The organism is Saccharibacillus deserti (assembly GCF_013618475.1).
GTDB classification, from domain to species: Bacteria; Bacillota; Bacilli; order Paenibacillales; family Paenibacillaceae; genus Saccharibacillus; species Saccharibacillus deserti.
The window spans coordinates 95,525-109,121 of the sequence record NZ_JABJVN010000007.1 but is presented as its reverse complement, the minus strand read 5'-3'; the positions used below and the strand labels follow the sequence as shown (position 1 = coordinate 109,121).

General features: G+C 57.3%; 11 protein-coding genes. 1 reads left to right on the top strand and 10 read right to left on the bottom strand.

The window, feature by feature from the left end:
- Nucleotides 1-293: 293 nt before the first annotated feature.
- Both HOP44_RS17190 and HOP44_RS17185 read right to left on the bottom strand, forming a co-directional pair.
- Nucleotides 294-965, bottom strand: a complete 672-nt coding sequence (locus HOP44_RS17190; protein WP_172255507.1) for a potassium channel family protein — start codon at nt 963-965, stop codon at nt 294-296.
- 15 nt (nt 966-980) lie between these two features.
- A complete protein-coding gene (locus tag HOP44_RS17185) occupies nt 981-2,321 on the bottom strand; it encodes a TrkH family potassium uptake protein (RefSeq protein WP_172255505.1) in 1,341 nt (446 codons plus the stop codon).
- A gap of 197 nt (nt 2,322-2,518) precedes the next feature.
- Here HOP44_RS17185 and HOP44_RS17180 point away from each other — a divergent pair, with 197 nt between their 5' ends.
- Nucleotides 2,519-4,303 (top strand): CPBP family intramembrane glutamic endopeptidase, encoded by a 1,785-nt coding sequence (locus HOP44_RS17180; protein ID WP_172255503.1) that lies wholly within the window; start codon nt 2,519-2,521, stop codon nt 4,301-4,303.
- A 225-nt stretch (nt 4,304-4,528) separates the two neighbouring features.
- Here HOP44_RS17180 and mnhG read toward each other — a convergent pair whose 3' ends face one another.
- The 8 genes from mnhG to uvrC form a co-directional block, all read right to left on the bottom strand.
- Nucleotides 4,529-4,927 (bottom strand): monovalent cation/H(+) antiporter subunit G, encoded by a 399-nt coding sequence (gene mnhG, locus HOP44_RS17175; RefSeq protein WP_172255501.1) that lies wholly within the window; start codon nt 4,925-4,927, stop codon nt 4,529-4,531.
- The gene (locus HOP44_RS17170) at nt 4,911-5,195 is read right to left on the bottom strand and encodes a Na(+)/H(+) antiporter subunit F1 (protein ID WP_172255499.1); all 285 of its coding nucleotides are present in this window, start codon (nt 5,193-5,195) and stop codon (nt 4,911-4,913) included. The genes mnhG and HOP44_RS17170 overlap by 17 nt, the downstream gene beginning before the upstream one ends.
- Nucleotides 5,192-5,671 carry a Na+/H+ antiporter subunit E gene (locus HOP44_RS17165; protein ID WP_172255497.1) on the bottom strand — a complete coding sequence of 160 codons (480 nt, stop codon included), beginning with the start codon at nt 5,669-5,671 and terminating at the stop codon, nt 5,192-5,194. The genes HOP44_RS17170 and HOP44_RS17165 overlap by 4 nt, the downstream gene beginning before the upstream one ends.
- Nucleotides 5,672-5,677: 6 nt before the next feature.
- Nucleotides 5,678-7,165: a Na+/H+ antiporter subunit D gene (locus HOP44_RS17160; protein ID WP_172255495.1), complete on the bottom strand. Its 1,488-nt coding sequence runs from the start codon at nt 7,163-7,165 to the stop codon at nt 5,678-5,680.
- Nucleotides 7,162-7,512: a Na(+)/H(+) antiporter subunit C gene (locus HOP44_RS17155; protein WP_172255493.1), complete on the bottom strand. Its 351-nt coding sequence runs from the start codon at nt 7,510-7,512 to the stop codon at nt 7,162-7,164. Before HOP44_RS17155 ends, HOP44_RS17160 begins: the two co-directional genes overlap by 4 nt.
- 1 nt (nt 7,513) lies before the next feature.
- Nucleotides 7,514-10,375: a Na+/H+ antiporter subunit A gene (locus tag HOP44_RS17150; RefSeq protein WP_172255491.1), complete on the bottom strand. Its 2,862-nt coding sequence runs from the start codon at nt 10,373-10,375 to the stop codon at nt 7,514-7,516.
- 34 nt (nt 10,376-10,409) lie between these two features.
- Complete coding sequence (locus tag HOP44_RS17145) at nt 10,410-11,048, bottom strand: universal stress protein (protein WP_216667631.1); 639 nt, start codon at nt 11,046-11,048, stop codon at nt 10,410-10,412.
- 188 nt (nt 11,049-11,236) lie between these two features.
- Complete coding sequence (gene uvrC / locus HOP44_RS17140) at nt 11,237-13,453, bottom strand: excinuclease ABC subunit UvrC (protein ID WP_172255487.1); 2,217 nt, start codon at nt 13,451-13,453, stop codon at nt 11,237-11,239.
- Nucleotides 13,454-13,597 lie beyond the last annotated feature (144 nt).

Sequence of the window (13,597 nt, the reverse complement as noted above, 5' to 3'; positions counted from 1 at the left end):
TGTTACCCCAAATTTTCGTAGAATGGAACCAATATGGCGACTTTTTGAAAACAAAAAATTCCTGCATAGTATATGTAAGCGTACATAAAGGTTAACGATTCAACAACGACCCAAACGGCCCCGAAGACTTTGAATCGGTCTCCAGGGCGCACCGCTGCGGCTTTTATGGCCCGACAAGCAAGTAAGCGTTTCCATGATTCGGCGCAGAAAATTGCGGAAATCCGCCGGATTCCTGCCGGCTTTTTCCGCATTTTCCTCTTTCTCGAGGTCCCGATTTCACGAACCTGCAGCCGTCATTCTTCGATATTGACCACTTCGCGTTCAAACTGTTCGATCCGGTCGTTCGGACCCGCAATAACCATGATATCGCCTTCGCGCATCTGGTCGAGCGCCGTAGGCGCGATCGTGACTCCCGCGTCGGTACGCAGCGCCACGATGCTGCAGCCGAAGCGGGTCCGCGAATTCAGGTCCGCAACCGTACGCTCGTTCAGACAGGTCGGCACGCGCATCTCCACGATCGAATAGTCGTCCGACAATTTGATATAATCGAGCAGGTTTGGCGTAACGAGCTGGTGCGCCACACGGATTCCCATATCGCGCTCCGGAAAAATGACCTGATCGACGCCGATTTTCTCCAGCGCCCGGCCGTGCAGGACGGTGATGGCTTTGGCCACGACCTTTTTGACGCCAAGCTCTTTGAGCAGGATCGCCGCCAAAATGCTGGTCTGCATATTTTCCCCGATCGCCACGATCCCGCAGTCGAAATTCCGGATGCCGAGCGAACGCAGCATCTCCTCGTCCGTCGCGTCGGCGACAGCCGCGTACGTAAACCGGTCGCCGACTTCTTCGACCACTTCTTCGTTTCGGTCGACGCCCATGACCTCATAACCGAGTTCGATCAATTCCATGCCGAGGCTCATGCCGAAACGCCCCAGTCCGATGACCACAAACTGCTGTGTACCCAATACGGACACACCTCCTTAACCGATAATGATCTTGCCTTCCGGATAACGGTACTTCTCGGGATTCTTCTTGGGCTTGAGCGCGTAGACCAGCGTCAGCAGGCCGACCCGGCCCGCAAACATGGTCAGCGCGATCATGACCTTGCCGAATGTCGATAAGTCCGGGGTAAGACCAAGCGACAGGCCGACCGTTCCGAAAGCGGACGTCGTCTCGAACAAGATGAGCATGAAGTCGCGTCCTTCGGTAGCCGACAGCAGCATCGCGACGCTGACTACAAGCGCCAGGGAGAGCAGGATGATCGTCAGCGCCTTGAGAATACGTTCGCGCGCCAGCCTTTGCCGGAAAAAGACGACATCTTCGTGCCCCCGCATCATGGCAATCATGGCGCCGATCGTGACCGCGAACGTCGTCGTCTTGATCCCGCCGCCCGTGGAGCCCGGCGAAGCCCCGATAAACATCAAGATGAGCAGCAGAAACTGGGTCGCCTGGTGCAGAGCGGTCAGATCGACCGAATTGACTCCCGCCGTACGCGGACTTACCGACTGCATGAGAGCTCCCCAGAACTTTCCTCCCCAGCCATATTGGCCTAGAGTCCCCGTATTTCCCCATTCAAAAGCCAGAATAACGGCGAAGCCGAGCAGAAGAAGAGCGCCGGTAGTCGAAAGGACGACTTTGGAATGCATGGACAATTTCCTGTGGCTGCGGAAATCCGCCAAATCGGACAGCACGATAAAACCGAGGCCGCCCAGCACGATCAACGCGATCGCGGTCAGGTTCATAACCGGATCTTCGGCATAACCGGTCAGGCTGCGAAAATCGCCGAAAATATCAAAACCCGCATTGTTAAAAAAAGAAACCGAATGGAAGATGCCGAAGTACAGCGCTCTGCCGAAAGGCATATCGAAAGACAGACGCAGCGTAAACGCCAGCGCTCCTACCGCTTCGATCGCCAGCGAATAATAAATCACGCGCCGGATCAGGCGGACGATCCCTTCCACGGTGCCCTGGTTCAGCGCCTCCTGAAGCAGCAGCCGGTCGCGCAGCGAAATCCGGCGCTGGAAGACGAGCGCGAACAGCGTCGCCATCGTCATAAATCCGAGGCCGCCGACCTGAATCAGCACCAAGATGACCATCTGGCCAAACGTATTAAAAAAAGTCCCGGTATCCACTACGACAAGCCCCGTCACGCAGACAGCCGATGTGGCCGTAAAAAAAGCGTCGATCAACGGCAGATGTTTGCCGGTTTGGTTCGAGATGGGCAGCGTCAGCAGAATCGTGCCGATCAGCACCATCACCGCATAGCCCATCGCCAGAATTTGCGGCGGAGCAAATCTCAATTTGGGAACCGCTATCGCCATTTGTTCGCGTCTCCCCTTTCCGTACAAGATCAAAGTGCGGCAGTCGTCCTATTATATCCGCACCCGTACGTTTCCTACAACAACGACTTCGGCGGTAGCGGATCCGAAACGCCGTTTTGTGGTATCCCCTTCTCGGAATATGGTATTTTAGATAAAGGTATCCGCACGGGATACGAAATCCGGCAAGGAGGAAGAAAATGACAGACCCGCAGCAGCGCATTTTGAATGTAAATTACAAGAAGCTCGGTTTGGCCGCGGCGATCGGCCTGGTCATCTATGTTCTGTTCAACTTTACATCCCTGTTTCAGAGCGATATGACGCAGCAGGAGCCGTACTCGCTGGTCAGCCAGCAGGAAGCGCAGCAGATTGCGTCGGATTTCGCCGCTTCTGAACTCGGCATTTCCGCTTTCCTCGCCGATCCGTCCGTCAGTTACCGAAGCGAATCCGAGCTGTACGGCTATCTGTCGCGCGAAAGCCTCGTCAGCGAGTACGACGAGACCTATCTCGATAAGTATCCGTACGAAATGTTCCGCGTGACCTACGACTACGAGGAACAGGGAGTCGAACGGATTCTGACGGTGGACGTAGGCGGAGCTCCCGGACGGGTACTCGCCTTCAACGATCTTCCGGCTGCCTATGCCCGGGAGCTGACGGAATCGAACGTGATGCCGTCGCCGATCGAGGATTTGTCCCTGCTGCCCAAAGACAAAGAGCGCATCGCCCTGCCGATGATCCGGACGCTCGGCCTGGATCCGGCCGAACTGAAACTGGTTACCTTCGACGGCGATCCCGGCTTGTTCTATACGTCCCCTTCGGTGAAGATCGGTGACAGCGCGTTGAACGTCAACGTCACTTTCGAAGGCGACCAGGTCGCCTCGATCCGTTCGAACTTCGGCGTACCGGCCGAATATACCGCCTACATCAAGCAGCAGACGGACTGGGCGGAAATCATGACGTACGGAGGCTACATGCTGCTGACGTTCGTTCTGGGCGTATTGGCGATCATCTATGCTTTTGTGCTCAAAAAGTATGCTTCGTTCACGCGCGGCATTTTCCTTTCCCTGTTCTATTATGCCGTGTCGGTGTTCGCCGTCTTCAACTCGCGTCCTTACTTCGAAGGCACCAGTTACTCCGACCTGCTCTTCATCGTATCGCTGGTGATCCAGATCCTGTTCGGCCTCTTCATGGCGGCTTCGCTGTACTTCTCGTTTGTCGCGGGAGACGCCATGTGGCGCAGCCAAGGACGCAATATGTGGATGCGCCGCGGAGAACCGGCCTACGGGCGCCACATATGGGAATCGGTCAAAACCGGCTATCTGTGGGCGCTTATCCTGCTTGCGGTGCAGGCCGTTCTCTTCTTCGTACTGGAGCGTACGCTCGGCGTCTTCTCGACGACCGACGATTCCCAGTCCACGTATAATATGATGTACCCGTGGCTGTTTCCGATCCTGGCCTGGATGGCCGGCATTTCCGAAGAAGCGATCTACCGGATGTTCGGGATTCCGATGGTCAAAAAAGTGGTGCGCAGCACCGTGCTGGCCAGTATCATCACTTCGCTGATCTGGGCGCTCGGCCATACGCTGTATCCGATCTATCCCGTAATCACGCGGCCGATCGAGCTGCTGTTCCTCGGTCTGCTGTTCAGCTTCATCTTCCTGCGCTACGGCTATATCACGGCCATGTTCGCGCACGTCGTGTTCGACAGCATTCTGATGGGACTCAGCCTCATCTTCATGGGCACCCTCAATTATGTGATCGTAGGCATCGTCTCGATCGTGATGCCGGCGATCGTCGCTTTTGTCATCTACATGATCTACCGCAAAGACAAGCCGAGTCCCGCAGGCGGCGTTTCGCCGGGCGGAGGCGGTCTTCAAGACCGGGAAGCGGATCGGCCGCAGCCGGCCGTACCGTCCGATAACGGCGCCGATCGCCGCACGCCGGGCTGGTCGCTGTCCAAAGACGATCGCCCTTCTTCCGTCTAGTCCGGAACCGACCGAAATCGCGGACGCAAAAAACAGGCTTTGCCTTTTTTTAGGCAAAGCCTGTTTGTGTTGCGCTCACAAACCGTTTCGCCTTTAGGCAAAGCCTGTTTGTGTCGAGCCCACAAACCGTTTCGCCTTTAGGCAAAGCCTGTTTGTGTTGCGCTCACAAACCGTTTCGCCTTTAGGCAAAGCCTGTTTGTGCCGCGCGCTATCCCCAGAACACATTCAAGGAAGCTTCGGCTTTTCTTTTTCAAAAGCGGCATCGGGTGCGGACGTTCCCGCTTTCTCCAGCACGTCCTTGAAATCGTCGCGCACGCTGCCTTTCCACATCTTCACTCCGGAACGGTAAGCGGATCGGCCGTTCAGATGTCCGGCTACCGGAGAAGTCAGGAACACGAACACGATCGCCAGCAGCAGCCTCGCGTCCACCGCTCCGTCCACGGCCCAGAAATACAGGAAAGCGCCGCCCAGAATAAACAGAACACCCAACGCCGCGCTTTTGGTGGCCGCATGCGAGCGCATATACACATCCGGAAAACGAATCAGTCCAAAAGCGCTGATCGCGCAGAATACGGCTCCGGCCAGCGCCAGCAGAACGGAAATCCATTCAACGATCGTCGCCATCTTCGATCACGCTCCCTCTCTCGATGTACCGCGCCAGCACGGCCGTGCCGATAAAAGTCAGAATGCCGATCACCAGCACGATTTCGATCAGGGCCCGCGTGTCGAGCAGCATGCAGAACACGGCGATCATGGCCAGCAGATTGATGCCGATCGTATCGAGTGCGGCGATCCGGTCCGACCGGCTGGGGCCGGCGATCAGCCGATAGGTACAGCCGAGTATCGCAAGCGCCAGGATAATCAGCGCAGCGGTCAATAGAGCGGTTATCACGATCGGGTCACCTCCATAATCGCTTTTTCGAATGTGGAACGAATACCCTCGGCCATCTCGTCCGCATCCGTCATGTTCAGGGCATGAATATACAGCACCCGGTTGTCCCCGGATACTTCAAGGGTCAGCGTTCCCGGCGTCAGGCAGATCAGGCAGGACAGGATCGTGACTTCCCAATCGGAGCCGAGCTCCGTGCGGTATTCGAAGACGCCCGGCTGCAGGTTCAGCTTGGGACGCAGGATCTGCCCCATGACGACGAAACTTGAAACCAGCAGCTCGCGCATGAAGATCCCCAGCAGCTTCAGCACCGCCCACAATCTGACCAGATAAAAAGGCTCCGGACGGAATTTGCGGACCACGAGCAGCACGGCGATCCCAAGGGTATATCCGACGACGAAACCCGGGAGCGTCCAGTTTCCGTTCAGCATCATCCACAAGAAGGCGATCATCAGATTCAGCAAAATTTGAAAAGGCATGTCGATCTACTCCTTCAATACGGCTTCGATATAGAGCGACGGGTCGGCAAGCGTTTCTCCGGCCTGCGAAACGGGGCCGTATACGCCGTTCGCTCCCACGCCCAGTCCAATCACGAACAGCAGCAGCAGAACGGCCGATACGTTCGCCAGGCCCGGACGGGCTTTTGACATCTCCGCTTCGGGCTCCGTTTGCGGCTCGACCCCCCAGAAGGCTTCGCGGAAAATCTTGATGATCGAATAGAGCGTCAGCAGACTGGAAGCCAAAGCGACCAGCGACAGCGTAAGCATACCGTCTTCGAGACCGCCGCGGACGATGAGCACTTTGCCCGCAAAGCCGCTGAGCGGCGGAATGCCCGCCAGCGCAAGCGCCAGAATAAAGAACATCCATCCCAGCCCCGGACGGCGGCGGATCAACCCGCCCATTCCGTCCAGACGATCCGTGCCCGCGGCCGCAATCAACATCCCTCCCAGAACGAACATAAGCCCTTTCGAGAGGATATCATGCAGCATATAGAAGACTACGCCTTCCATTCCGTCGCGTGTGCCGGTCGACAACCCGAACGCCACAAATCCTACGCCGATCAGTACGTTGTAGTTCAAGATGCGCGGAATATCGCGGTAAGCCGCCGCCCCGATCCCGCCCAGAATCATCGTGGCCGCGGCCATTCCGCCAATCCAGGTATGCGTGAGCGAAGAATCGTACGGGAAGATCAGCGTAAAGGTGCGTACGATCGCATACAGCCCTACCTTGGTCAGCAGGGCTCCGAACAGAGCCCGCACCGCGAACGGAGGTGCCGCGTACGAACCCGGCAGCCAGAAGAACAGGAACAAACCGGCTTTGAGCGAGAAGACGACCAGGAACAATACGGCGATGACATTCAGTACGCCGCCTTGTCCGGCTTCCGCAATCCGCTGCGACAGATGCGCCATATTCAGCGTGCCGACAGCCGCATACAGATAAGCGACGGCGGCCACGAACAAGGTCGAAGACAGGATGTTGATCAGCAGGTATTTGGGCGCTTCGCGCATCTGCTTTTTCGAACCGCCGAGTGTAATCAGCGCGTACGAAGAGATCAGCATGACTTCGAAGAAAACGAACAGGTTGAAGATATCGCCGGTCAGGAACGAACCGTACACCCCGACAAGCAGAAAATGAAAGAACGTATAGTAGTAATGCTCTTCCCTTTTCTGTCCGATCGTCGAGAACGAATAGATCAGCACGGCAAGCCCCGTAATCGAAGCCGCCAGCACCAGCAGCGCCGCGAACATATCGGCCACGAACACGATGCCGTAAGGCGGCGCCCAGCCGCCGAGCTGCAGCGTTTGAATGCCGTGCTCTCGTACCCGAAGCACGATGGTGGCGGCAATCCCGACGTTCGCAATCCCGCCGAGCAGGCCGATGACCCGTTGAAGCTGTGTTTTTGTACGGAAGAACATCAATAAGACGGCAATCGCCATAGGCAAGAGGACGGGCAGCACAAGCAAATTGTTCAAGATTCCTCCTCCCCGCCGCGGACTTCGTCCGCCGCATCGATCTCATCCGTGCCTCGGGTCTGGTACGCCCGGTAAGCGAGCACGAAGTACAGCGCGGTCACGCCGAAGCTGATGACGATCGAAGTCAGAATGAGCGCCTGCGGAAGGGGATCCGCATAAGCGTCGCCGCCGCTGCCGAGCACGGGAGCCGCTCCGCGTTTGAGACCGGCCATGGTCAGCAGCAGCAGATGGACGCCGTGCGTCAGCAGCGACGTGCCGAGAATGATCCGCAGCAGACTTTTGGACAGAATCAGATAGACGCCGATCATGAACAGCACACCGACGGCTACAGCCATAATCCATTCCATGTCAGTCTTCCCCCTTTATCGTGAAAATAATATTCATCACAACTCCGACGACCGCAAGGTACACGCCCAGATCGAACAGCACAGCCGTCGCCAATTCCGTATCGCCCAGAATCGGCAGATGGAAATGACCGAAAGCATGGCTCAAGAACGGAAACCCGAACAGGAACGAGCCGGAAGCGGTCAGAATCGCAATCGTCAGTCCGGTCGCGGTCATCAGCCGGTAATCGACCCGAATCACTCGGCGCACGGTGTCCATACCGAATGAAACGGCCAGCAGGATAAGCGCGGAAGCGGTCATGAGCGCAGCGATGAAGCCGCCGCCCGGATTGTTGTGTCCCGCGAAGAACAAGTAGAGCGAGAACGTAATAATGATGAGGACGATGACTTTCGACAGGGTCCGCAGTACGACATCGCTGCTGACGAGCGGGAACCCCTGCTTGCGCATCGCGGCTTTTCCCGCGGCTTCCGGGTCGGGCGCGGTCTTCACGCCCAATTTGGTCATGCCGTAGATCCCGAGCGAAGCGATCCCGAGGACCATGATTTCGAACAGGGTATCGAAGCCGCGGAAATCGACAAGAATCACGTTGACGACGTTTTTGCCGCCCGCCGATTCATAGCTTTCCTCAAGAAAATACTCCGAAATCGGCTCAAACGGGCTGCTGCCCATCGCCGCCAGGGCAACAAGCGTCACCGTAACGCCTACTGCGGCCGCCACGATCAGGTTCAGCCATTTGAATGTAGGTTTTTCCGTCCGGTCTTTTTTCAACTTCGGCAGATACTTGAAGCACAGCAGGAACAAGATCACGGACACCGTCTCCACGATCATCTGGGTCAGCGCCAGATCGGGAGCCCGGAAGATCAAGAACAATACGGTAACCATATAGCCGACCGAGCCGGTGAACAAGATGGCATTCACTCTTGACCGGGCAAACGGTACGGCCGCGGCCGACACCAGCATCACGATCACCAGCCCGACTTCATAGAACGTAATCGGCGCATAATTATCCATGCCGAAGCGGACGCCGGGCGAGAAGACCAGCGTACCGCCGACCGCCGCGACCAGAAACAGCAGGATATAAATCAGATAACGGCGAACCGAACCGGTCATATACAAATCGGTTCCGCGGCGCCCGCCGCTCTCCAGCAGCTTCAGCAGACCGTTATAGAGCCGGTTGAACGTATCCCGGCCGTTCCATTCCCGGTCCAGCAGCCGAAAACGCGTATACGTGCGATAGAGAACGACGCCCAGCAGGACGACGCCAAGTGTCATAAACAGCTCGGGGGTCCAGCCGTGCCAGAAATGAATCGAGACATGGGCTTCGGACGCCGTCAATCCTGCGCCGTTCACGGCCGCCGCGGCCGGGTCGATCAGAGCATAAGCCAACCCGTTTGGAATAATCGCGAAAAAGACAGCCAGCAGGACCAGCAGCACCGGTGCGGCCAGCAGGCCGACCGAAGCCTCGTGAGGGATATTATCCAGCTTTTCGCGCTGCAGTTTCCCCCCGAACGTTTTGAATACGAGTATCAGGCTGTACACGAAAGTGAACACGCTGGCGGCCCAGGCCAGAATCGCAAACAGAATCATCCAGCTCTCCGCTCCGGCCGAACTGAAATTGCGGATATTTACCATGGCCGCGAAGAACATCTCTTTGCTCAGAAAACCGGCAAAAGGCGGCAGCCCGGCCATCGAAAACGAACCGATCAGCGCGATCGCGAACGTGACCGGCATCAGACGCATCAATCCGCCCAGATTGCGAAGATCGCGGGTATTGGCTTCATGATCGACGATACCGACTACCATGAAGAGCGAACCTTTGAATACGGCGTGATTGATCAGATGAAAGACCGCGGCCGTCGTCGCCAGACCGAAGAAAACCCCTTGTACGGTTCCGGGGAAAAAGGCCGATGCCGAACCTACGCCGAGCAGACACATGATCAATCCGAGCTGACTGATCGTGGAATAGGCGAGCAGCGCCTTCAGATCGGTCTGTTTGATCGCTTTGAACGATCCGTACAGAAGCGTCGCAAGACCGGTCAGCGATACGATCCAGAACCATTCGGAAGCGCCGGCGAAGACGGGACTCATCCGGGCGACCAGATAAAGTCCCGCTTTCACCATCGTAGCCGAATGCAGATAAGCGCTGACCGGCGTCGGAGCTTCCATGGCGTCCGGCAGCCAGATATGGAAGGGGAACTGGGCCGATTTCGTAAAGGCGCCCAGCAGAACGAGAATCATCGCCGGCAGGAACAGCGAATGGCCGGCCAGGTCCGCGGCCTGGGCCGCAATCTCCCGGATACTGTACGAACCGGTCATCACGTATAGCAGATTAAATCCGGCAAACATGGCCAGGCCGCCGAATACGGTAATCAGCATGGACTTGAGCGCCCCGTAGCGGGAGCGCTCGCGGCGGTACCAGAACGCGATCAGCAGAAACGAAGCGACGCTGGTCAGTTCCCAGAACGCGTACAGCACCATCAGATTGTCCGACAGCACGACGCCGAGCATGGAACCCATGAACATCAGCAGGTAGACATAGAAGCTGCGCAGCGATTCCATGCCTTTGCCCATATAAAATACGGAATACCAGACCACGAGCGCTCCGATCCCCGTAATCAGCAGAACAAACAGAAGGCTCCATCCATCAAGGACAAGCGACAAATCGATGCCGAGACCCGGCATCCAGGGAATCGAGGCGAAGACTCCTTCTCCGCTTCGGGTACGCGGAAGCAGGCCGATAAAGAAAACGAACAGCGCGGCGGGCACAGGCAGTACGGCCCAACCCGGATGTATGCGGGGCAGCCCTTTCATCAACGGAATCAGGGCGGCCCATAAAAACGGAAGTAAAATGGCGGCATGCAGCACGTTTAAGCGTTCCTCCTTTCACGATTGCGATTGTTTACGATTGCGATTTGATCCATTCCCCCTGCACGATTTTCAAATATTCGGCCTGTCCGTTCCGATTGGTCTTGAACAGGCCGCTGTCGAAGTCGGTATCCAGCTCCCGGAAAAAGATGCCCGGGATCGCGTCGTCTCCGGATGCTTCCCTGCTGAGCGTGTATCGCCCTTTGCGGAGAACCAGATAGGCGGGGAAGCCTTTTTCGTGCGTTTCTTCAAGCAGTTCCGGATAACGCTGCACCGCCACGATATGCAGATCGGTCGCGCCGATCCGCTCCAGCAGTTCGTCGACGAAATCGCCGTGCGCGATCTCGTGCCAGAACGACTGGATCGCGCGGCCGATCACGATCTGGGTGACGCCGAACTCTTTGGCCGCTTCCGCAATGACATCGGGAGCTTTGCTGCCTCCGCTGCATGCGCGTACGAGGAATTCGCCTCCGCACTCTTCCGTCTGTTTGCGCCAGCCCGCCACATAACGTTCTTTTTCCAGATTGTATTCCTCCCGTTTGGCCGGAGCGACCGTCAATACCCGCAGCGGCGCGCCCAGCAGTTGGGCCAGACGGCTTCCGCGCTGGATCAAACGCTGCCCGTGCGGACCGTAATGTACACAGACCAGAATACTTTCCTGTTGATTTTCCATTTCCACTTTGCAGCCCCTCCACTTTGTTATTTTCTGTCTATTACCCTTTAAAAGTCTTTAAAAAAGCACAAAAAGAGCCCGCTGTTGGCAGGCTCCTCCGGGTAAATCCTATACAATTACTGACCATTATATCGAGCCCCCGCGCAAAAGTAAAGGCAGGTAAGAGCAGGGCGTCACTAAAACCGGGCTTAATCGTTCGGATTTGGAGTCGGTTCTTCCTTCAGGGCATCCAGAATCTGGCGTGCCAGCTTGTCGCCGATCGACAGCGGACGGAAGTCTTCGACCGAAGCTTCGCGAATCTTCTTGAGCGAACCGAAGTGCTTGAGCAGCAGCTGGCGCCGCTTGTCGCCGATGCCCGGAATCGAATCCAGCTTCGACGTTACCATCGATTTGGCCCGCTGCTCGCGGTGGAACGAGATCGCGAAGCGGTGGACTTCGTCTTGGATCCGCTGCAGCAGGTAAAACTCTTCGCTGTCGCGGGCCAGCGGCACTACCTGCGGCGGATCTCCGCTCATCAGCTGGGCGGTCCTGTGCTTGGCGTCTTTGACCAGACCGGCAACCGGAATATTCAACCCCAGTTCGTTCTCCAGCACATCGATCGCCACCGAGATTTGGCCTTTGCCGCCGTCGACCAGAACCAGATCGGGCATCGGCAGATTTTCCTTGAGCACGCGTTCGTAGCGGCGGCGGATGACCTCGCGCATCGTCGCGTAATCGTCCGCTCCCTTGACGGTGCGGACTTTGTACTTGCGGTATTCCTGCTTCGCGGGCTTGCCGTCCAGGAACACGACCATCGCCGAGACCGGATTCGTGCCCTGAATGTTCGAGTTATCGAAGGCTTCGACACGGTACAGGCTGTCGAACCCGAGCGCATGACCCAGCCGATCGGCCGCGCCGCTTGTCCGTTCTTCATGCCGCTCGATCAGGCGGAACTTTTCTTCGAGCGAGACCCGTGCGTTCTCGCACGCCATCCCGACCATCTTGCGTTTCGAACCGCGCTTGGGCACAAGCGTCTTGACGCCCAGCCACTGCTGCAGCGCGGCCGCGCCGTTCACGTCGCCCAGCCCCGACAGACTCTGTCCGTCTTCCGGCTGCGCGGCCTCTTCGGCCCGCGGCCCTTCCGGCGCGTCTGCGTCCGCGCCCCCGGCGGAAGCGGCGGCATATTCCGCCTTCGCTTCCGCAACCTGCGGCAGCGCTTCGCCCACTGCCGCTTCGGCGGCTGCGCCGATCAGGCCGCCTGTTCCCGCGGCGGCCCCCGCCCGGGCGGCTGCAGCGGCTTCGCCCGCCTCTGCAGCCGCGGACGCGTCATCCGACGAAACGGTTTCTTCGTCGTCTCCGTCCGCGTCGGCGGCATCGTTCGCCGCCATGATATCGGCCCGCGAAGCCGCCGCGGCCGGACGTTCTTCGCCCACAGCCGCGGCGCCGCTGTCTTCTTCGTTCGCCGGCAGCAGAATCTCCTGCGGCAGCGCCGGGTTATCGCTGTAATACTGCGTCACGTAGGACAGGAAATCGGCGTACGCTTCGCCGTAGAACGGAAAGCTCGACGCGTGCCGTTCGATCATTTTGCCTTGGCGGATATAGAGAATCTGTACGCACATCCAGCCTTTGTCGACGGAATAGCCGAAGACATCCCGGTCTTTTTTGTCCGTGGCGTTGATCTTCTGCTTTTCCATGACCGCTTCGATATTCTGGATCTGGTCGCGGAGTTCTTTGGCCCGCTCGAAATACAAATCTTCGGCAGCTTCTTCCATCTTGCGGCGCAGTTCTTTCTTGATCTCTTCGTGGCTGCCGCCGAGGAAACGGGCGATCTCGTCGCGAATGCCTTCGTAATCTTCTTTTTGGATGTCTTTGACGCACGGCGCCAGACATTGGCCCATATGATAATACAGGCAGACTTCCTTGGGCATGACTCCGCATTTGCGCAGCGGATACATACGGTCCAGCAGCTTCTTGGTCTGCTGGGCGGCGTAGGCGTTCGGATAAGGACCGAAATAGCGCGCTTTATCCTTGAGCACCCGGCGCGTCACTTCAAGCTTCGGATGCCGCTCATTGGTAATTTTGATATAAGGAAAAGTCTTGTCGTCCTTGAGCAGCACGTTGTAGCGCGGCTGGTGCAGTTTAATCAGGTTGCATTCCAGAATCAGCGCTTCCATGTTGCTCGAGGTCACAATATATTCAAAGTCACGGATATCCGCGACCAGACGCTGCGTTTTGCCTTCGTGACTGCCTGTAAAATAAGACCGTACGCGGTTGCGCAGAATCTTGGCTTTCCCGACGTAAATGATGGTGCCTTCCCTGTTTTTCATCAGGTAGCAGCCCGGCAGTTCCGGCAGCAGCGCCAGTTTGTCCCGGATATGCGCGATCGCTTTCTCCTGCTCCTGAATCGTTTCGAGGTGCGTATCCACTCTGCCTTCGACCTCCCTGTATACTTGCCCTGCGATAAAGTTCTCTCGATGCATTACCCTTTTTATTATACGTCAAAAAGAACCGGCATACACCTAAAGCCGAACACGCGCTCTCCCTATTCGCAGATTCAGACGAACGAACGA